This window comes from Bradyrhizobium ferriligni (genome assembly GCF_056837965.1).
On sequence record NZ_JBXEJO010000034.1, the window covers coordinates 1 to 17,834 of the forward strand.

Sequence of the window (17,834 nt, forward strand, 5' to 3'; positions counted from 1 at the left end):
GCCGAGCAAACCGAACGCTCCCCACGCGGCGCCGACATGCCGACTTCGTTCCGCTCCTTTGCAATGGAACGTAGATTGGCTTTTCGGGCCGCCGGTCGATCGCGGTTGATTAGCCAGTAGCCGGGTGTAGGCATCACGGCTTGAAACAAAGACCTATTGTCCTCAGAGAGAATTGTCTGGCGTGAAGGCGTTCGCAGCGCACGTCCTCGTCAACACGAGGGTAAGTTCGGATAGACTCCATCACAACCTCCATCAGCACGTAAATCGTTGCACGCCGGTCTCATGGCAGCTTTCATGACCCTCAATCTGCGGGACCCGTAATTCCAGGGCTGCTCTCCGCGTCAACGCCGGCACAACACACGAACGGTCTTGTACACCGCGGCCATCGCCTGCGGCTTCGTGCTCAAAGTACTCTGAAAATTTCGCGCCGAGACGGAACGTCAGCAAAAAATGGCATCTGTAAGGAGCCCGGGTTGCCTCGGCCGGGAGAAGGTCTTCGACCCAATCTGCAATGTTATTGCTGGTCGGCGGCGCCTGACCGTGGGATAATTGGGCTTTCAGATGGTGTTGGCGTGGCGCCTTCGGGCGCTGGGCGATATGGATTTATCGATGACCGGGCTGTCCCAAGACGCCGATCTTGCGTGCAGGATCGCCATGCTCGAGCAGAAGCTGCAATCGAGCGCCATTGAGGCCGAACGGCTGCAACGCGAGCTGGCACAATCGCGAGATTGCCAGACGGCCAGCGCGGACATCCTCGCCACCATTGCAGGCGCCTCCGGCGACGCCGACCGAGCGCTGGAACAGATCGCCGAGACCACCGCCCGGCTGATCGGCGCCTCCAGCGTCTCGATCCAGCTCGCCGAGAACGGCGAATGGGGAAAGGCCTACCGGTACGGAGCGAGCGCCCAGCTTATCCGTGCGGCAGTGCCGCTGACCGCCATCAAAGTCGGCGGCCACAACATGCCCGGCGCGGTGGTCGGACGAAACCAGCAGATTCACGTGCCGAATCTCGATAATCTCGATCCCGATCTAGCTGAGTTTCCCGGCCTGCCGCACGCCAGGGCCGCTGGCACGCGAACCATGTGTGGCACGCCGCTTCGCAACCGGGGTAAGGCGATCGGCTCCCTAATCGTCCATCGCGACCGGCTCGAACCGTTTTCGGATGATGAGCTCTTGCTATTGCAGAGCTTTGCCGACCAGGCGGCGATCGCGCTCGAGAATGCGCGCCTGTTCAACGAGACCAGGGAAACGCTGGAGCGGCAGACCGCCACTGCCGACATTCTGAAGGTCATTGCGTCGTCACCGTCCGACGTACAGCCGGTGTTCGATGCCATCGCGAGCAGCGCCAAGCGGCTTATCGGCGGCTTTTCGACGGCGGTATTCCGCTTCGTTGACGACATTGCGCACCTCGCGGCCTTCACGCCGACAAGCTCGGCCGCTGACGAGGTGCTGAAGGCCGGATTTCCGACCTCCGTCGCTCGCTTCGAGCCGTTCGGGCTCGCACAGGCTGGCAAACCGGTCCAGATCGGCGATATCGAGGCACTTCCAGACTCGCAGATCAAGCAGATCGCTCGGGCGCGTGGCTTCCACAGCATGCTGCTCGCGCCATTGATGAGCAACAGTGTGCCGATCGGTCTGATCAGCGTGACGCGAGTCGAAGCGGGATCGTTCGTGGATCACCACGTGCAGTTATTGCAAACCTTCGCCGACCAGGCAGTGATCGCTATCGAGAACGCACGCCTGTTCGAGCAGGTTCGGGCGAGAACGCATGAGCTGAGCGAGGCATTGCAGCGGCAGACCGCCACCGCCGATGTACTTAAGGTGATCAGTCGCTCGGCGTTCGATCTGCGGACCGTGCTGGATGCCTTGCTCTCCTCAGCCTGTCGGCTGTGCGACGCCGACATTGGAACAATCCGTTACGAGGACGAGGGCAACTACCGGCTTGCCGCCACCTATGGCTGCAAACCCGAATGGGTCGATCACTTCCAGACCTACACGACAAAAGCAGACCGCAGCTCGATTTTCGGCCGGACTATTCTCGATGGGCGTCCCGTTCGCGTCCCGGACGTGCTCGCTGATCCACACTTCAATCGCCCTCGAGCACAAGAACTCATAGGGTTTCGGGCCGCGCTCGGCGTCCCGCTCGTTCGGGAGGGACACGCCTTTGGTGTCATCAACCTGTTTCGCTTCGCCGTCGGGTCTTTTGAGGACAAGCAGATCGAGCTGGTAGCGACGTTCGCCGACCAAGCGGTGATCGCGATCGAGAACGTCAAACTGTTTGAACAAGTGCAGGCGAAGACGCGCAGCCTTACCGAAGCCTTGAATCAGCAAACCGCGACCGCCGACGTGCTTAAGGTCATCAGCCGCTCGGCATTCGATCTGCAAACCGTACTCGACACCCTGACCGAATCGGCCGCGCAGCTCTGCAACGCCGACATGGCGGCGATGACCCGGCAAGATGAAACGGGCGGCTACCACCACGTAACCAACTACAAGTTCTCGATCGATTGGGTGAAGATCGCAGACGCCGTTCGTCTCCATCCGGGACGCGGTAGTCTCGTCGGAAGGGTGCTTCTGGCGCGCAAGGCGGTCCAGATCGCCGACGTCCTCGCCGATGCCGATTACTCCTATCCGGAGATGCAGCAAGCGGCCGGATATCGCACTCTACTCGGCGTTCCACTTCTTCGCTCGGGAGAGCCCATCGGTGTCCTGTTTTTGGCGCGCAAGGTGGTTGAGCCCTTTACCGACAAGCAGGTCGAACTCGTCTCGACCTTCGCCGACCAGGCCGTTATTGCCATCGAAAACGTCCGCTTGTTCGAAGAAGTGCAATCAAAGACGCGCGACCTCTCCGAGGCTCTGACCTATCAAACCGGAAGTGCCAATATTCTCAAGGTGATCGCCTCCTCGCCGACCGACGTTGAGCCGGTCCTGCGCACCATCGTCGAGAGCGCCTGTGAGCTCTGCGAGGCCTATGATTCGGTGCTGGTCCTGAAGGAGGGGCAGGATCTCGTCGTTCGCGCCCATTACGGATCGATCGGAATGGGCACTCAGACGTGGATCGACGACCGCACCTCCGTGTCGGGGCTCGCAATTGCCGAGCGGATGCCGATCCACTTGCACGACGTCCTCTCCGATGAAGGCCGCGACGTTCCTATTGCGCAAGCGATGTCGCGACAGGATGGTTGCCGTACCATTCTAGCCGTGCCGATGCTAAGCGAAGGTGGGAGCATTGGCGCGATCGTACTTCGCCGCGCCGAGGTGCAGCCCTTCAGTAACAAGCAGGTCACGCTCCTTCAGACCTTCGCCGATCAGGCGGTGATCGCGCTCGGCAACGTCCGCCTGTTCGAGGAGGTTCAAGCTCGCACCCGCGAACTGGCCAAATCTTTCGATGAATTGCGCGCCGCCCAAGACCGCCTGGTGCAGACCGAGAAGCTTGCATCCCTCGGCCAGCTCACTGCCGGCATCGCGCACGAGATCAAGAACCCACTCAATTTTGTCAACAATTTCTCTGCGCTGTCCGCCGAATTGATCGGCGAGCTCAACGAGCTGCTTGGAAATGCGGAACTCGATGACAAGATCCGCACCGACGTGGACGAGCTTGCGCAGATGCTGAAGGGCAATCTCGACAAGGTCGTGCAGCACGGCAAACGTGCCGATTCCATCGTCAAGAACATGTTGCTGCATTCGCGTGAGGGGACGGGCGAACGTCGTCCGACCGACATTAATACAATTGTCGAGGAAAGCCTTAACCTTGCTTATCACGGCGCACGCGCGGAGAAATCCGGCTTTAACGTCATGCTCAAACGCGACCTCGATCCGAATGCCGGGACGGCGGAGCTTTACCCGCAGGAGATCACGCGGGTGTTGCTCAACCTGATCTCCAATGGCTTCTATGCGGCTCACAAGCGCAAGGAAGCTGCCGGCGATGCCTTTGAGCCGACATTGAGCGCAACCACGCGGGCTCTGGCAAATGAAGTGGAGATTAGAATCCGCGACAATGGCGTCGGGATTGCGGAGGAGATCAAAGCGAAGATCTTCAATCCTTTCTTTACGACCAAGCCCGCCGGCGAAGGCACCGGGCTCGGCCTTTCGATGAGCCACGACATCATCGTGAAACAGCACGGCGGCAGGATCGCCGTCGAGACTGAGCCGGGAGAATTTACGGAGTTCGTCATTACCCTGCCGCGGATGGTGGCAGTACAAGGCAATAGCGGAGGCACGAGTTGAGCGTTTACATTCTCGTCGTCGACGACGAGCCCGACGTCGAGGTATTGTATCGACAGCATTTTCGGCGCGAGCTGCGTGCCGGCCGGTTTTTCATGGAGTTCGCCGCTTCCGCGCCGGCGGCACTTCAGCGGGCCGCTGACGTTCGCGATCCCTCGCTGATCCTGATTCTATCGGACATCAACATGCCCGGAATGAGCGGGCTGGAAATGCTGCCAGAGGTACGAGCCAGACGGCCCGACGTTCCCGTGATCATGATTACGGCCTATGGTGACGCGGAAACCCGCAGGACAGCATTGGAGCGTGGCGCCGACGCTCTATTGACCAAGCCGATCGACTTCGGGCAGCTTCGCCAGGAGATCGACGCAAGGCTCGGACAGGTCGCATGACCGCCACCATCCTGGTAGTCGACGACGAGCCGGATCTGGAGGCTCTCGTCCTGCAAAAATTCCGCCGTCAGATTCGCGACGGGCAGGTCAGTTTCGTCTTCGCCCATGACGGCCTTGAAGCCCTGCAGTCGATCGAGGCGCATCCCGACGTTGACTTGGTCGTCTCCGACATCAACATGCCGCGCATGGACGGCTTATCGCTGCTGGCGAAACTACAGGAGGCCGAGGAAAAGAAGTCGACCATTATTGTTTCCGCCTACGGCGACATGAGCAACATCCGCACGGCGATGAACCGGGGCGCGTTTGATTTCCTTACCAAGCCGATCGATTTTGCCGACCTGGAAACGACTATTCAGAAAACGATACGTCACATCGACATGCTGCGCGAGGCGCGCCGCCGCCAGGTCGAAGCCGAGCGCGCCCACGCCTCGCTGTCCCGCTATTTCTCGCCTGAGCTTGCCAAGCGTCTTGCTACAGGCGGCGACGGTAACGACATGCAGGTGCACTGGCGTGATGTCGCCGTCATTTTCACCGACATTACGGGCTTCACCTCGCTGGTCGAAACCGCCGCGCCCGAAGTGCTGGCGGAGCTGCTTAATGAATATGTCGGCGGCCTGACCGACGTCGTCTTCGCTCATGAGGGCACGGTGGCGAAGGTGATCGGCGATGCGATCCAGGTGCTGTTCAACGCGCCCGGCGAGCAGGCCGACTACGCTAACCGCGCTATAGCCTGCGCGCAGGCGATCGATCGATGGGCGGAGGTGTTCCGCGGACGCTGGAAGGAAAAGGGTGTCGATTTCGGGGCCACACGGATCGGCGTGCACGCTGGCCCCGCCCTGGTTGGCAATTTCGGCGGCAGTCGCTTCTTCGATTACACAGCCTATGGCGATACCATCAATACCGCTGCACGGCTCGAGACAGCGAACAAGACGTTGGGAACACGGGTCTGCGTTAGTGCTGCGGTTGCGGGTGCAGCGGCAGACTTCAAGGGACGGCCGGTCGGCGACCTCCTGCTGCGCGGGCGCAGCGAACCGTTGCGCGCCTATGAACCGCTCGCCCCGGCGGAATTCGAGGCGCCAGCGACCGCACGATACGCCCAAGCCTTCGCCAAGCTCGAGGCCGAGGACGCTTCGGCCATGCCGGCCTTTGCCGCGCTGGTGGGAGTGCATGCCGACGACCCACTCGCTGGCTTTCATCTCAAGCGGCTACTCAACGGAGCGAAAGGCTCCCGTATGCAACTCGGCTAGGGCCATGGGCTCTTGGCCGGCTGCAGGGCAATGCAGAGCTCGCCCTGCTTGCTGGTGGGCCTGCACCGGGAAGCTACGGGAGATCATCCCGTTGCAGGAATAGGCCCATACTCTCTCGGCCCAGCAATCGTCCGGAATTCAATCCTAGATGAGCCCAAGCGTCGGTCTATGGACGGAATTCGTTCCGCAGCCCTACGGTTCCACAATGATCCGGAACGCGTTTCTTTGTTCGGCGGTCGCGCGGGCGCGCGCCAGCGCCGTCGGGTAGATCATCTGCTGACGGAGCTTGATCTCGTAGAGCAGTGCTCCGGTCTCGGAAACCAGGGTGAATTGCCATAAGCGGCGTCCGGACGGCGTGTGGCCATGTTCGCGTTCGTAGCGGCCTGTATAGACTTCGATCTCAGACATCGGCTTGATCCGCCTTGGGATATAGCTCGAGAGATAATAGAAGATGACGGTTTGCCGCTCTAATCGGCGTCGGCTTTTCTATGTTCAGTGGAAAGCAAGCGCGGAAGCGGCGCCATCTGCTGCCGCGAGGTTCTTCCCGGATCCGCTTCGTCCAGCTGCGCCTGCAATTGCTTTCGGCGCGATCTAGCTATCAGGCTGGCCACCACCAACACCAAACCTGTGGCGATCATCGTGTAGGGGACCAGGTCCTTCAACCAGGCCGAAACCAATTCGTTCACTCTAAACTCCGCGACATCGCCGGATGCGTCCGGTTCTTGACCTTGATCCAGTTCTTCGAGCGGCCGGCGTATGTTTCGAAACCAGGCCCTCGAGGTCCACTAGCCCGCTTTGCGGCGCGGCTTGGAGGGCGCCTTCTTTGCCTTGGTGGATTTCGCGGGCGCAGCCTTGCCTTCGCTCTGGATGCTCTGCTTCAGGGCGTCCATCAGGTTGAACAGGTTGCTCGGCGCGGGCTTACGTGTCGCTGCGATCGCTACAGGAGCTGCTCGACCAGAAGCCCAAGGGCCAACCCGCCTGCTCATAATGGTCTTCGAACTTGTCCGGCTCGAAGTGGCCCGACTTCTGCTCGACGATATGCTTGGCAGATCCAGCAGGCGCGCGACAACGGCCTGATGGGCATGCTGCTGCGCTATCCCCATGAGGTGCGCGATTCAGCCGGTATTTCGAGGACATCCAGGACGTGAAGATCATGAAGGATAAGCGCAAGGGCAATCTTTAGCGACCGCGCCGGCTGAACATGCTCCGAAAGCCTCGCGGCAGCCGCGGAAGTTCATCATCCGGTTTCGGCCTGTTGCACTTCGGGCAGGGCGCGCGAGCGACCTGCAGGCGTGATTGCCAGTCCACGGCTGGTCCGGGTGGTTCTCGCAGACCCAGCCGGTGTCGTCGCAGAGAATGCATGCCGGCTCAGTCATCGCATCAGCTCGAATAGGTCGAGAACGTCCGCAAGCCGTAGCTTCGATCCCTTCGGCATGTGCTCTAGCAGTAGGTGTCGGGTATTGGCCGCGATCTCGTCGCGCTTCATGGGATCGTACTCAGCGTGGAACGCCCGCATATCGGCGGCAAACTGCCTCGCGACTTCGGCTGGAATCTCGACGAACTTTCGGGCAACGTGCATACTCAGCGAGATAAGTAGCCCGCGTCGATTTGGCGAATCCGGCGAAGACATTTTGATTGGGCGATAGCCGTGGTTCTACGGGGGGCGGATGTGAACTAGTTCACAAATGTGCGGCGCAATGGGTGCTAGGAGCGTACGCGCTGGGGGATTTCAGGGGCCCAGTGATTATGGCGCTGCCGGGACACGATATTTCTAGCCCGGTGGCGTAGCTTTTTCAGCCATTGGCGGATGCGCAGTTAGTTCACAAGAGTATCGCAATCAAGGTGCTACACTCCCCACGATTTTTCTTGATTATTTTAGATATGAGTTCATGGCGAAACCTTTGGCAGTTGCCGCAATTGTGCTTGCCATTCTGGCGACGGTCAGAAACCAACCCAACACGCTTGTTCCGTTGCCGACGAAGCCCGTGCCTGCGGTTCTCATTCCGTGATGCAGAGCGCCGTAAGATGCCTCGATTGGGCATGTATGTCTTCCTAGAATGGGAGAGACTTACATGGAAGAACAGAAGATTGCACAATTGCGGTCGCATGAGCGAAATATCGAGCGCTACCAGGGACTGCTGCGTACCAAGCTGAGCGACATCGAGATCCGCTTCGTCGAACGGCGTCTGTCGGAGGAGCGCTCGGCCGTCGAGGCGCTCAAGTTGATGGGCCGCGAGGCGCGGTTGGAGAGGCTGATGACTTCTACCTCGCACTAGCCTGCATCGGTTGGCAATCAGGATTTCCAGTCAGTGCCCGACCAGGGCATCAACGCCGCCCGCTTAAATGCCCACGCCATCCGCAGCAGAGGCCCCGATTTAGCGCGTCTCCGGGCCTCTTCTTGTGCGGGAGAGACCGAGCCCTGGAGACAAACCCTCTTCAACAATATCGTTAAGAGGAGGAAAAAGCGGCAATTTGTCTCGCCAGGATTCACACGGGTTATTTCCGGAACCAGCCTCGGTTTGAATAGTCTGAGCAACAGGGCAGGTAATTTTCATTTCGTATTTTTTCAGCCCTCGAACGACGAGCGCTGCTTCCTGGCGGACAGCGGCTCGGCGATCCTTTGGCCCCAGCATGATCCGGATGCTGGGGTCTCTTTTATGGGCAGGAACGAAGCGCAAGTATTGGCATTGGCCACCCTGTTCGGTGCCACCGCATCAGGCACTGAGACGCCCAGCTACACACTGGCCCCAGCTTCGCCGCAGGGGCCCTTTCTCATTTGCCGCCACAAACGACAAACTGGGACACCCAACCGCATCGGGAAGGAGTAGCAATTTCTGACACCGCTGTTAGTTTTAAAGCCTCGGGTCACGTCCCGATTCATCATAGGACGACTGGCCCCGGCACCAGCCTCTAGGCCCCCAAAGGTGCTGGGGCCGTTTTCTGTTATGAGGCCGCCACCTGCGGAGGCCTACACAGGTCTAATTTTCGTCTTCAGCTTGCGATCAATCAGCATCTCGGCCCGGCGCTTTGCTAGCTCTGCCAATCGCGTGCGCACCGTATGGCGGGTCGTTTCTCCGTCGATCTCAATGATGATCTCGAATTGATCGTCATATAGGCGCTTCACGTCGAAAGTGACGCCCCTGTGGGTGAAGGTGCTTGGCATGCACAGGAGATAGCAATTGGTCTGTGGCCCTTGCACCGGAATGCCACGGGAAATTGTCCCCACTGCAGGAATGGAGCCATGCAAGGCACTCACTGAAACGGCTTTACTCTCCCGCGTCGCCTTGGGATCGGTCGGGTTCGGGCTTCTTCAATAGTTGGTACGATTCAGCAGCGCGTAAGACTTAGCCAGTTGTCGATCGATGAGATCGTCGCCGGCTTCAATTCGTCGCTTCATGGCCTCGAACTTGGCGAGCCGAAACCAGTAGTCGTCCAACATGCTTTCTTCTCCGCCAAAAAGCACTGACGGCAACTTAACCCAGGTTAGGATTTTGGGTTCCCGTACTGGCTCTCTCCTCTTGCGGGAAAGGCTCCTGCGTCTTGCGGCCGAGGAAGGTGTCAGGCCGCGGCAGTTTTAGTAGTTCGGCCGCCACTTCGATGAGTTTGCGGACGAATGCTATCTGCTTGACGATTTGGGCGGCTTCATCGTGAACCCGATGAACAGGCTGGACCAATGGCCGTGCTCCCTGGCTTGCAGGCGGGAGCGCGCTCGGTCTCTCAGCCACCAACGCCTACGGACAAAGCCTCGGTCGGTGATGATTGATTAACGCATTGCTAGCGGGTTTGTTCCCGAATGCGGAACTCCATTCAGCCACGGACAACGTCGGAAATTTCGAACTGGGACGTCTCCCTCGGCCGCGATTAGCAAGCGGGGCCAATAGCTGGTTTGAATTCAGCGATGAAGCGGGAACCTTCCCATAGCTCGATCGCCGCTTCATCGACAAGCGCCTTTGCCTGCTCCTTCGCCGTTTCGTCGTCGAGGCAGGTCAGGTCTATACGTCGGGTGACGTGGCCGGTTCTATCGAGGACATAGGCCGAATAGGAGCGCATGGGCTCACCCGTTCCATTCGACGGAACAAGCTTACATACATCCTGTAGGCGTGCGGGGGAACCTATCTTGTGGCGCGGTGCCGGAAATTCCCGGCCAGAGCCTGACAGACTCACCGGGCGCTCAAAACTTACTACCAAGAAGAGGTAATCCTTTCGACGGCTCAGGACATGTCGGCGCACTTCGACCTGGGATGGGACACTACCGCTGACTGATATACGGCAAAGCACCCGGCCGATCCGAGGTGTATTCTGTATTCTGCAGGACCGATTTAGATGTGAGTTCAGCTTTATAGCGTAGCGGGGATATCGCTTGTCGCGCTCATCGCCAGCTAGGCTGGCTTCTGATCGGCTGAACTTCGCATCTCAGGGACGACGCAGCCTTGGCTCCAGTGTAGATCCACGCGCTGGAGCCGTTTCTTTGGGCTAATGAGGGGCGGCATGGAACTGGTGGAAGGGATCGTCGCAATCGTCGGGGTGCTCAGCGCGGCTGCCGCGGTGGGGACCGGATATTGGTACGTCATGTCAGAACGGCAGAGGCGATAGGCCCAGTGGCTCTCGGTCAGGCGATCAAGTCTTTGCCCGGCTGCAGCATCCTCACAAACGTCCCGCTCTCGTGGTACTCGAGCCAGCCTTGGCCGATCGCGTGCTGCAGGCCGGCCGAGTATTCGGCGGGCTCGCTTTGTCCTGGTAGTCATCGGATAGTTGATCTTCTCGATGTAGATCCGGCCGTCCTGGATCGGTTCGAACGCGCGGGCATGCTCCATGGGCCTGCGGGCGGCTTTCTCGGGGGCGGAGTAGGGGCGCGATCGTATTTCATCGCTCAATCTACGAATTGGCGAGAGCCCCGGCAACTTTTGGGGGCCAAGGAGGCAGTCGCCGGGGCCCTCTATGCGGCCAGTCCAACGCCAGCCGACTCGCAATGAAAAGCTGCCAGCTTTAGAGGAACATCGCAATCGCGGCGATCGCGACAGGACAGATACCTAAAAGGACGATGCCTACGCGGACCAATATTTCGGCCATGGCACACCTCGTCGTGCGGCATTTATTGCAGACTAAGCTAGGTCGCCTCTCGCTGAAAGCGCAATTTGTGCGGGATGCACGTAGCCCGATAGGCTATCAAACCGGGCCTCCAAAGCGCCCTGCGCCCTAGCATTACCCTCCAAGAGTGCTGGGGCCGTTTCTCTGCGTCGATTAGGACACCACTCCTGACCCGCCTAAGTGAATGCGGAAACGATTATTCGGCCGCACCCTCGCGCAATGTGAGGTTCAGTCACCACGACGGCGTCGAGTACACCTTCATGGCGTTGACGGCGATATCGTTCGTAGCGCTCATCGCAGGCGTCGGCGCTCTGTTGATCTGAGCCTGTCATCTCATGGATCGGTCAAACCGCCTTGGCCTCAGCGTGCACCCCCTCGCTGGGGTCATTCTTTTGGTCAGATTCCGGTTTTTTGAGCCGCCAAGCGCTCCGCTATAATCACGGCTTGTTCTTTTGTCAGCTTCTCGGCAAACGCGCCGTTCTTTTCTATCTGGGCTGGTCCTTTGAGTTGGCTATCGTAGACCATTCAACCGTTGCCACCCTGCCGAACGAGGAAGCGTCCCCTCATCGGGTGTCCAATAAACTCCATCTGCAACCACCATCTGCGAATTACAATCGAGCAGTAGGCTCGTAGGTTAGCATTGCCGGATGTTGAGCTGTGTGATCGGCTCTATCGACTTTAGGCGAACCGGCCTTTCTCAGCTGTTTCTATTCGGTGCCGCGCTTTGAATCCCGCTGATCCAAGAGCCGCTTCAGGTCGCTATCGAATAATGCCAGCGCCCGCTCAAATTTATCGAGCAACTCCCGGGCCTCCGCCTCATTGTAAGTCTTGCCGCTCGCAATGCGCTCGCGCTGGTTCGCCACAATGCGGCGCCCATCCTCAACGTGCTGTCTGGTGACTGCTATCTGTTCATCCAAGGTAGGCATGAGCTCTGGCCTGCAAAGCTGCTGCTCGCCTACATTATCACGCGAAAAGGTGGCTTCCAGCCGGTAGCATCCTCACGAACGTCCCGCTTTCGTGGTACTCGAGCCTGCCCTGATCGTTGGCGGACTGCAAGCCGGCCCAGTACTTGGCTAATCTGGAAAAATTACAACCTTTGATCTGCGCAGCGGCCTCAGCAATCCTTGGAGGCCTAGGCGTCGGGCAGTACCGCACGTCCGGCATCCGCGGAGTATCTCATTCGCATAGCGACGCTCGCTCCCAGGTGGCGAAAACGGTGCAGTCCTTACCTTTCACCAGCCTTCTATATTGGAACCAGCCAGCGCAACAAAAGGTTCATCAAAATGCAATGACGAAAGAACTTGATGCCAGGCTCAAGACCGCCCTCGATGAATCCCGCCTCCTCATCCTGGGTGCGCAGGTTCTATTCGGCTTTGCCTTTCAAGGGGGCATTTCCGCGATGTGTCGCCGGCGGGGCATTCACTTCAATGCGTGGCGTTGGTGCTGCTCTGCAGCAGTGTTGGTCTCGTCATTGCTCCCTCCATGTATCACTGCATTGCCTGCCATGGCCAAAGCCGACACCGGGCTCTCCATGTCACGACAAACCTGACTGGCTGGAGCCTTCTGCCGCTGACGCTTGGCCTTGGCGCATCCGCTTTCGTCATCTTCGATTTCCTTGTTGGGCAGGAAGTCGGCGTAGCCGTCGGGGTAGGGTTGGCCGTGATCGGACTTGGCCTGCTCTTTGGGCTGGGAATGGCTTTGCGCCGGAAAGCTAAGCCGCTACCCCCGGAGAGTGAGACGGCGCTCAAAACAAAGATCGAGCAGCTTCTGACCGAAGCACGCGTCATCATACCCGGCGGGCAGGCGCTGCTCGGCTTTCAATTGGTGGCGGCGCTGACAAGATCCTTCCAGGCCTTACCCGGCTGGATGCAGGCCGTCCATGCGGCAGGGCTACTCGCCGTGGCATTTTCGATCATTCTCCTGATGACGCCCGCATCGTTGCATCGCCTGGCCTATCATGGCGAGGACGACCCGCAATTCTTTCGCATCGGGTCCGCGCTTGTGATTGCAGCCGTGCTTCCTCTCGCGCTCGGGATCGCGGCCGTGTTTTACATCGTAAGCGAAGACCCACCTACCGCCATTGCGATCAGCGCTTCCGCGTTCGTTTGCCTCCTGGCGGCATGGTACGGTTTTCCGCTTTGGCATCGGAGAGCCCGCCATGGGGCAGCTTAAAGCCTCACCCGGCGATCGCACAGTGCATCTCTGCATCGACATGCAGCGTCTCTTAGCCGCGGGCGGCCCGTGGCCCACGCCGTGGATGCCCGTCGTCGTATACCGCCCATGAGGCCTCTCTCCACCTCTACGCTCAGCGCTTCGATGTCCAGATCGAGCGTACGCACACGACGAGGGCCGCCCGATCGAAGCATGCGCGCGGGTCTCGAGAGCGCTATGATGGCGTTGGGTGAAGATCAGGCGGCCCGCTGATCGGAGGGCTCTGCAGCCTGGCGCACAAGCTTCCATTCCCAGGGCAGCAGTTCGTGCAGACGCGAAGTGGGAAGATCGGCGATACGGGTGAGGACGTCGGCAAGCCAGGCCTTTGGATCGACGTCATTGAGCCGACACGTCGTGATCATCGTCAGCATGATGGCGGCACGGTTGGCCCCACGCTGGCTGCCGGCGAAGGTCCAGTTGCGCCGTCCCAAGGCGATGCCTCTCAATGCGCGTTCAGCGCAATTGTTGGTCAAGCAGATCCTGCCGTCGTCGAGGAAGCGGGCGAAGCCCTCCCAGCGCCTGAGCATGTAGTTGATCGGCTTCAGGACCTCGGACGAGCGCGAGAGGGTTTCGCGCTCGCGCAGCAGCCAGGCGTGCATGTCGTCGAGAAGCGGCTTGCTCTGTTCCTGGCGGACGGCGCGCCGGTCGTCAGCGTCACAGCCGTTGATGGCGCGCTCGATCTCGAACAACGCGTCCAGCCGCTTGACCGCCTCCAGTGCGATCGGGGAGACCGGTTTACCCTTCTTGCCCTCCCGAGCATTTTTCTCGATGTCAGCCAGCTCGAAGAAGCCTCGCCGGGCATGGGCAAAGCAATACGCCGGCGTAATTGGTAGTGTCTTCTTCTGCGGATCGAACAGCGGCTCGAAGCCGTTGTAGCAATCGGCTTGCAGGATGCCGGCGAAGGCGACCAGATGCTTCTGGGGATGCTCGCCTCGTCGGTCACCCGAGGCGTAATAGACCGCCGCAGGCGGCGCAGGCCCGGCAAAGGGCCGATCATCCCGTACATACGTCCAGATCCGTCCGGTCGTGCACTTGCCCTTCGCCAGGATCCGGATGGTAGTGTCATCGCCATGAAGGCGCTCGGCAGCGAGCACATGGCGTTCGATCAGGTGGAAGAGCGGCATGACGGCGAAGGTCCCGTGGCCGACCTGGTCCGCCAGCGTCGACAACGACAGGTCGATCCTCTCGCTCTTGAAGCGCGCGCTTTGGCGGTTGAGCGGGATATGCATGCCGAACTTGTCGAACAGGATGGTCGCCAGCAATTGTGGACCGATGAAGCCGCGCGGCGTGGCATGGAACGGCGCAGGCGCCTGACTGATCGTCTCGCAATCGCGGCAGGTGAACTTCTCGCGTACCGTCTCTATGACCTTGAAGCGGCGCGGGATCTCCTCCAGCGTCTTGGTCACATCCTCGCCGACCTTCGCCAGCCGTGATCCACCGCAGCAGGCGCAGGTCGTTGGAGCTTCAACGACGACGCGCTCGTGTTCGATATCGTCCGGCCAAGGCTTGCGCACCGGCCGCTTACGCGTGAAGGGACGGACGTTCTGCGTCTTCGCCGCCGCCGCCTGAGCGGCAAGCTCATCCTCGCTCGCCGTGGTTACGAGTTCCTCGAGCTCCAACTCCAACTGCTCGAGCAGCCGTGCCGAGCGCTCGGATCGCTGCCCGTGCAGTTCGCGCTTGAGCTTCTCGATCCGCAGCTCAAGATGTGCGATCAGCGCTTCGTTGTCCGACAGCTCCGCCCGCGCACTGGCGGCATCCGCGACGGCGACATCGCGCTCAGCCTGCAACGTCTCTCGCTCGGCCAGCAGCGCAAGGTAGGCGCTCGCGAGGTCAGAAGGAAGATCGTCCGGCTTCGATGTCATGAAGCCATTGAATCAGATCGAGCAGCAGATTCAAATCGTAAAAGCGGCTATCCGACCCGCGTCGGCCGATGGGTTTCTTGAGGGTTACGCCAATCGATTCCGGACAACAGGTAGCTCATCTGAGCCGGCGAGATCGTCACAGCTTCACCCGCAACCGATGGCCAGACGAACTTTCCTCTCTCGAGTCTCTTGGTGAACAGGCATGCTCCCTGGCCATCGTGCCAGATCACCTTCACAAGATCGCTTCGGCGACCGCGGAAGACGAACAGATGACCGCTGAGCGGGTCCTTGCGCAGCACCTCCTGCACCTGGAGTGCCAACGACGGAAAGCCTCGGCGCATGTCCGTGTAGCCTGTCGCGAGCCACACTCGCGCGCCCGTGGGAACTGGGATCATCGGCGGACCAAAGCATCGAGAACACGACGTAGCGCGTCTCCATCAACGTCGCCATCGACCCGGATGCGGTGCCCGGTACCAAGATCAATCTCGATGATGCCGTGGCTCTTGCGTCGACGCGTCGTCGTCGTCAACGGCGCTTCGGCCACCTCCCGCGGTGGCGCGGACGACCCAATATCGACCGGAACAAACGGCGCTATGCTCGCTTCGCCGTGCCTGCAAAGCTCCTTGCGCCACCTGAACAGCTGGCTCACATGAAGCCCGGCCACGCGAGCCACCTCGGAAACATTGGCGCCGGGCTCCAGCGACGCTGCAACAAGCCGTTCCTTCTCATCTTGCGACCAGCGGCGCCGCCGCTCGACCGACGTGATCACCTCCGCCCTCGAAATCGTCATAGCGCTTCTCCTAGGATTACCCCTAGGACCTGCAGCGATCGCGTTCGTCAAACAAGGCGGCCCTCAACGGAGGGATACAGCTGGACAAAGCGCCGCGCTACAGCAACGACAATGACTGGAGCTGGACTCGCGACGACGACCGGCGCGTCTACGACTACTACCAGGGCCTCGCTACCGGTGAGCCAGACCATCTGCGCTCACGAAACCCCGGCGCCGTAGCGCCCCGGGCTTTTGCGTAGGAACCACTCCGGGTTGAGCGGCTTGTCGTGTCGATTTCATCTGGAGGCACGCCATGAGCAAAACCAAGACCCTGCAGGACCTTTTCCACGACACCCTCAAGGACATCTATTTCGCCGAGAAGAAGATTCTGAGCGCGCTCCCCAAAATGGCCAAGGCCGCAAAAAGCGACGAACTGCGCGCCGCGTTCGAGAAGCACCAGGAGGAGACCGAAGCCCAGATTGAACGTCTCGAATCAGTTTTCACGACGATCAAGGCTCGGCCCCAGGGCAAGACCTGCGATGCCATCATGGGCATTCTCGATGAGGGCAAGGAAATCATGTCCGAGTATAAGGGCGCGGCTGCTCTTGATGCCGGTCTTCTCGCCGCGGCCCAGGCGGTCGAGCATTACGAGATCTCCCGTTACGGCACACTGATCACATGGGCGGACGAGCTCGGCCTCTCCGATGCCGTCAAGCTTTTGAAGGAAACACTGTCGGAGGAGAAGAAAACGGATCAGACGCTGACCAACCTCGCCAAGAGCGTCGTCAATGCCGAGGCCGAAGCGGCCTGATGCGGACTGGGGATTATGAGGCCGAGGCTTTAATGATCCCTACGACTTCGTTACGGTGCTAGAGAGTCCGAAGGCCCGCAGTGCCTTGCAGGAGGAAGCGCCAATGGCGAAGAGTGCCAAGAAAACGAAGAAGTCGAAAAAGCGCCGCTACTCGAAAAGCTCGGAGCAGCGACGTCGAAAATGAAATGCGCCGCTACTAGAAGGGCACCGCCAAGAGTGGACGCGGCGGCAAGGGCGGGAAAGTGAAGAGCCGAAAACAGGCCATCGCCATCGGCCTCTCTAAAGCCCGCAAAAAGGCCAAGAAGGTACCCAAGAAAAAGTCACGCTCGTGACCTTCATCCGCCGGACGCGGACAACTTGATGGAGCGGCAGTGCAGTCCGGCGTCACTGGGATACCGCGCCGGATGAGCGTGCTTTTTCTGTCCAATGCGCCTCAAGCCATCTCGCGCGCTTGCGTCTTCTTCAGCCGCGTACGCAGCGCCTCCATCGCCTCATTCAAAACCACATCCTGTACAACCGACGGCGCTTTGGCGAATTTCTTGAAGGCAAGGCGGGTCTCCTCAAGTTTCTTCATGGCGTGCTCAAGCACAGCCGCGTCGTCCTGGTGAACACTTCGGATGGGTAGCGTCATCGCTTTCTCGAGGCTTTTTGCTTTTTCTCAGAAAACAATCGACCGGAAGCCCCGGCGTTCCTACCAGATCCTGCAGACTCGATCGGCATTCATTGCATCCAGATCATTGCGGCAGCGAGATGGATGAAGCCGGTAAAGTTGTCAGGTCCCCTGTCATAACAGGTTGCTAAGCGTCGGAAGTGTTTGAGCTGGCAAAGCAGCGCTCGATGCGGTTGCGCTGTTTGTGGGCGTCGGCGTCGTGCGGAATGATGATACTGCGGGTGCGGTGGGACGGGATCACCGCCGTTGCGCCGATTTCCGCGATGATCGCATTCAAGGCGTTGCTTGCAATTGGTGAGGCCGCGATGGCCCGTCCCTCGTTACGAGAGTGCCTGAAAGACCGCGATCTTGCGCGCCCCGTCCCATAGCTCAACTGCCTGTCCGATAGCGAGCTTCCGCGCCTTGTCCTTCGCGGTCTCGTCGTCGCCGCATACCAAGTCCACGCGGTCGATGATGTGGCCATCATCGCCGAGGATATACGCCTTGTAATTCCGGATTGCCCAGAGCGCTCCCGAAACGCCCCGACCTCACGCTCGGAACGTAGATGGTTCTAGGTACTTGGT

The 17,834-nt window shown here is 59.9% G+C and carries 20 protein-coding genes and 2 pseudogenes; 9 read left to right on the forward strand and 13 right to left on the reverse strand.

Features of this window, described 5'->3' with window-relative positions:
- Positions 1-609: 609 nt before the first annotated feature.
- From AC1VNY_RS20785 to AC1VNY_RS20795, 3 genes are read left to right on the forward strand one after another with little or no spacing between them, the layout of a single operon-like run.
- Positions 610-4,227 carry a GAF domain-containing protein gene (locus AC1VNY_RS20785; protein ID WP_482406590.1) on the forward strand — a complete coding sequence of 1,206 codons (3,618 nt, stop codon included), beginning with the start codon at positions 610-612 and terminating at the stop codon, positions 4,225-4,227.
- Entirely contained in the window at positions 4,224-4,613 is a 390-nt protein-coding gene (locus AC1VNY_RS20790; RefSeq protein ID WP_482406591.1) for a response regulator, read from the forward strand. Before AC1VNY_RS20785 ends, AC1VNY_RS20790 begins: the two co-directional genes overlap by 4 nt.
- Entirely contained in the window at positions 4,610-5,860 is a 1,251-nt protein-coding gene (locus tag AC1VNY_RS20795; RefSeq protein ID WP_482406592.1) for an adenylate/guanylate cyclase domain-containing protein, read from the forward strand. The genes AC1VNY_RS20790 and AC1VNY_RS20795 overlap by 4 nt, the downstream gene beginning before the upstream one ends.
- Before the next feature lie 192 nt (positions 5,861-6,052).
- Here the strand turns inward: AC1VNY_RS20795 and AC1VNY_RS20800 are convergent, their stop codons facing one another.
- Complete coding sequence (locus AC1VNY_RS20800; protein WP_482406593.1) at positions 6,053-6,268, reverse strand: hypothetical protein; 216 nt, start codon at positions 6,266-6,268, stop codon at positions 6,053-6,055.
- A gap of 59 nt (positions 6,269-6,327) precedes the next feature.
- Positions 6,328-6,546 carry a hypothetical protein gene (locus AC1VNY_RS20805; protein ID WP_482406594.1) on the reverse strand — a complete coding sequence of 73 codons (219 nt, stop codon included), beginning with the start codon at positions 6,544-6,546 and terminating at the stop codon, positions 6,328-6,330.
- A 369-nt stretch (positions 6,547-6,915) separates the two neighbouring features.
- On the opposite strand from AC1VNY_RS20805, the pseudogene AC1VNY_RS20810 reads away from it, so the two are divergent.
- The 3 genes and pseudogenes from AC1VNY_RS20810 to AC1VNY_RS20820 form a co-directional block, all read left to right on the forward strand.
- A pseudogene (locus AC1VNY_RS20810) lies at positions 6,916-7,022 on the forward strand (non-homologous end joining protein Ku); the annotation flags it as partial.
- A 910-nt stretch (positions 7,023-7,932) separates the two neighbouring features.
- Positions 7,933-8,136 (forward strand): hypothetical protein, encoded by a 204-nt coding sequence (locus AC1VNY_RS20815; RefSeq protein WP_482406595.1) that lies wholly within the window; start codon positions 7,933-7,935, stop codon positions 8,134-8,136.
- Positions 8,137-8,169: 33 nt separating this feature from the next.
- Positions 8,170-8,688: a hypothetical protein gene (locus AC1VNY_RS20820; protein ID WP_482406596.1), complete on the forward strand. Its 519-nt coding sequence runs from the start codon at positions 8,170-8,172 to the stop codon at positions 8,686-8,688.
- A gap of 140 nt (positions 8,689-8,828) precedes the next feature.
- Here the strand turns inward: AC1VNY_RS20820 and AC1VNY_RS20825 are convergent, their stop codons facing one another.
- The 6 genes from AC1VNY_RS20825 to AC1VNY_RS20850 form a co-directional block, all read right to left on the reverse strand.
- Complete coding sequence (locus AC1VNY_RS20825; protein WP_482406597.1) at positions 8,829-9,116, reverse strand: hypothetical protein; 288 nt, start codon at positions 9,114-9,116, stop codon at positions 8,829-8,831.
- A 54-nt stretch (positions 9,117-9,170) separates the two neighbouring features.
- Complete coding sequence (locus tag AC1VNY_RS20830; RefSeq protein WP_482406598.1) at positions 9,171-9,299, reverse strand: hypothetical protein; 129 nt, start codon at positions 9,297-9,299, stop codon at positions 9,171-9,173.
- Between the two features lie 34 nt (positions 9,300-9,333).
- Positions 9,334-9,534: a hypothetical protein gene (locus AC1VNY_RS20835; protein WP_482406599.1), complete on the reverse strand. Its 201-nt coding sequence runs from the start codon at positions 9,532-9,534 to the stop codon at positions 9,334-9,336.
- Positions 9,535-9,721: 187 nt separating this feature from the next.
- The gene (locus tag AC1VNY_RS20840) at positions 9,722-9,910 is read right to left on the reverse strand and encodes a hypothetical protein (protein WP_482406600.1); all 189 of its coding nucleotides are present in this window, start codon (positions 9,908-9,910) and stop codon (positions 9,722-9,724) included.
- A gap of 1,434 nt (positions 9,911-11,344) precedes the next feature.
- Positions 11,345-11,473 (reverse strand): hypothetical protein, encoded by a 129-nt coding sequence (locus AC1VNY_RS20845; RefSeq protein WP_482406601.1) that lies wholly within the window; start codon positions 11,471-11,473, stop codon positions 11,345-11,347.
- A 182-nt stretch (positions 11,474-11,655) separates the two neighbouring features.
- Positions 11,656-11,874 carry a hypothetical protein gene (locus AC1VNY_RS20850; protein WP_482406602.1) on the reverse strand — a complete coding sequence of 73 codons (219 nt, stop codon included), beginning with the start codon at positions 11,872-11,874 and terminating at the stop codon, positions 11,656-11,658.
- 475 nt (positions 11,875-12,349) lie between these two features.
- On the opposite strand from AC1VNY_RS20850, the gene AC1VNY_RS20855 reads away from it, so the two are divergent.
- The gene (locus tag AC1VNY_RS20855; protein ID WP_482406603.1) at positions 12,350-13,120 is read left to right on the forward strand and encodes a DUF6328 family protein; all 771 of its coding nucleotides are present in this window, start codon (positions 12,350-12,352) and stop codon (positions 13,118-13,120) included.
- A 236-nt stretch (positions 13,121-13,356) separates the two neighbouring features.
- On the opposite strand, the gene tnpC is transcribed toward AC1VNY_RS20855, so the two are convergent.
- From tnpC to tnpA, 3 genes are read right to left on the reverse strand one after another with little or no spacing between them, the layout of a single operon-like run.
- The gene (tnpC, locus tag AC1VNY_RS20860) at positions 13,357-15,021 is read right to left on the reverse strand and encodes an IS66 family transposase (RefSeq protein ID WP_482406604.1); all 1,665 of its coding nucleotides are present in this window, start codon (positions 15,019-15,021) and stop codon (positions 13,357-13,359) included.
- A 47-nt stretch (positions 15,022-15,068) separates the two neighbouring features.
- The gene (tnpB, locus tag AC1VNY_RS20865) at positions 15,069-15,416 is read right to left on the reverse strand and encodes an IS66 family insertion sequence element accessory protein TnpB (RefSeq protein ID WP_057016787.1); all 348 of its coding nucleotides are present in this window, start codon (positions 15,414-15,416) and stop codon (positions 15,069-15,071) included.
- Positions 15,413-15,811 carry an IS66-like element accessory protein TnpA gene (gene tnpA / locus AC1VNY_RS20870; protein WP_482406605.1) on the reverse strand — a complete coding sequence of 133 codons (399 nt, stop codon included), beginning with the start codon at positions 15,809-15,811 and terminating at the stop codon, positions 15,413-15,415. Before tnpA ends, tnpB begins: the two co-directional genes overlap by 4 nt.
- Before the next feature lie 292 nt (positions 15,812-16,103).
- Here tnpA and AC1VNY_RS20875 point away from each other — a divergent pair, with 292 nt between their 5' ends.
- Together AC1VNY_RS20875 and AC1VNY_RS20880 are read left to right on the forward strand one after the other, a co-directional pair.
- Entirely contained in the window at positions 16,104-16,601 is a 498-nt protein-coding gene (locus AC1VNY_RS20875; RefSeq protein WP_482406606.1) for a YciE/YciF ferroxidase family protein, read from the forward strand.
- Between the two features lie 103 nt (positions 16,602-16,704).
- A pseudogene (locus AC1VNY_RS20880) lies at positions 16,705-16,927 on the forward strand (DUF6496 domain-containing protein); the annotation flags it as partial.
- Positions 16,928-17,034: 107 nt separating this feature from the next.
- Here AC1VNY_RS20880 and AC1VNY_RS20885 read toward each other — a convergent pair.
- Positions 17,035-17,232: a hypothetical protein gene (locus AC1VNY_RS20885; RefSeq protein ID WP_482406607.1), complete on the reverse strand. Its 198-nt coding sequence runs from the start codon at positions 17,230-17,232 to the stop codon at positions 17,035-17,037.
- Positions 17,233-17,398: 166 nt separating this feature from the next.
- Entirely contained in the window at positions 17,399-17,548 is a 150-nt protein-coding gene (locus AC1VNY_RS20890; RefSeq protein WP_482406608.1) for a hypothetical protein, read from the reverse strand.
- Between the last annotated feature and the right edge of the window lie 286 nt (positions 17,549-17,834).

Bases quoted from the DNA above. Each gene is read 5' to 3' on its own strand.
- AC1VNY_RS20795 (WP_482406592.1), top strand. From the start codon at position 4,610: ATGACCGCCACCATCCTGGTAGTCGACGACGAGCCGGATCTGGAGGCT.
- AC1VNY_RS20845 (WP_482406601.1), bottom strand. From the start codon at position 11,473: ATGGTCTACGATAGCCAACTCAAAGGACCAGCCCAGATAGAAAAGAAC.
- AC1VNY_RS20875 (WP_482406606.1), top strand. From the start codon at position 16,104: ATGAGCAAAACCAAGACCCTGCAGGACCTTTTCCACGACACCCTCAAG.
- AC1VNY_RS20840 (WP_482406600.1), bottom strand. From the start codon at position 9,910: ATGCGCTCCTATTCGGCCTATGTCCTCGATAGAACCGGCCACGTCACC.
- AC1VNY_RS20800 (WP_482406593.1), bottom strand. From the start codon at position 6,268: ATGTCTGAGATCGAAGTCTATACAGGCCGCTACGAACGCGAACATGGC.
- AC1VNY_RS20785 (WP_482406590.1), top strand. From the start codon at position 610: ATGACCGGGCTGTCCCAAGACGCCGATCTTGCGTGCAGGATCGCCATG.
- tnpB (WP_057016787.1), bottom strand. From the start codon at position 15,416: ATGATCCCAGTTCCCACGGGCGCGCGAGTGTGGCTCGCGACAGGCTAC.
- tnpC (WP_482406604.1), bottom strand. From the start codon at position 15,021: ATGACATCGAAGCCGGACGATCTTCCTTCTGACCTCGCGAGCGCCTAC.
- AC1VNY_RS20850 (WP_482406602.1), bottom strand. From the start codon at position 11,874: ATGCCTACCTTGGATGAACAGATAGCAGTCACCAGACAGCACGTTGAG.
- AC1VNY_RS20830 (WP_482406598.1), bottom strand. From the start codon at position 9,299: ATGTTGGACGACTACTGGTTTCGGCTCGCCAAGTTCGAGGCCATGAAG.
- AC1VNY_RS20815 (WP_482406595.1), top strand. From the start codon at position 7,933: ATGGAAGAACAGAAGATTGCACAATTGCGGTCGCATGAGCGAAATATC.
- AC1VNY_RS20885 (WP_482406607.1), bottom strand. From the start codon at position 17,232: ATGACGCTACCCATCCGAAGTGTTCACCAGGACGACGCGGCTGTGCTT.
- tnpA (WP_482406605.1), bottom strand. From the start codon at position 15,811: ATGACGATTTCGAGGGCGGAGGTGATCACGTCGGTCGAGCGGCGGCGC.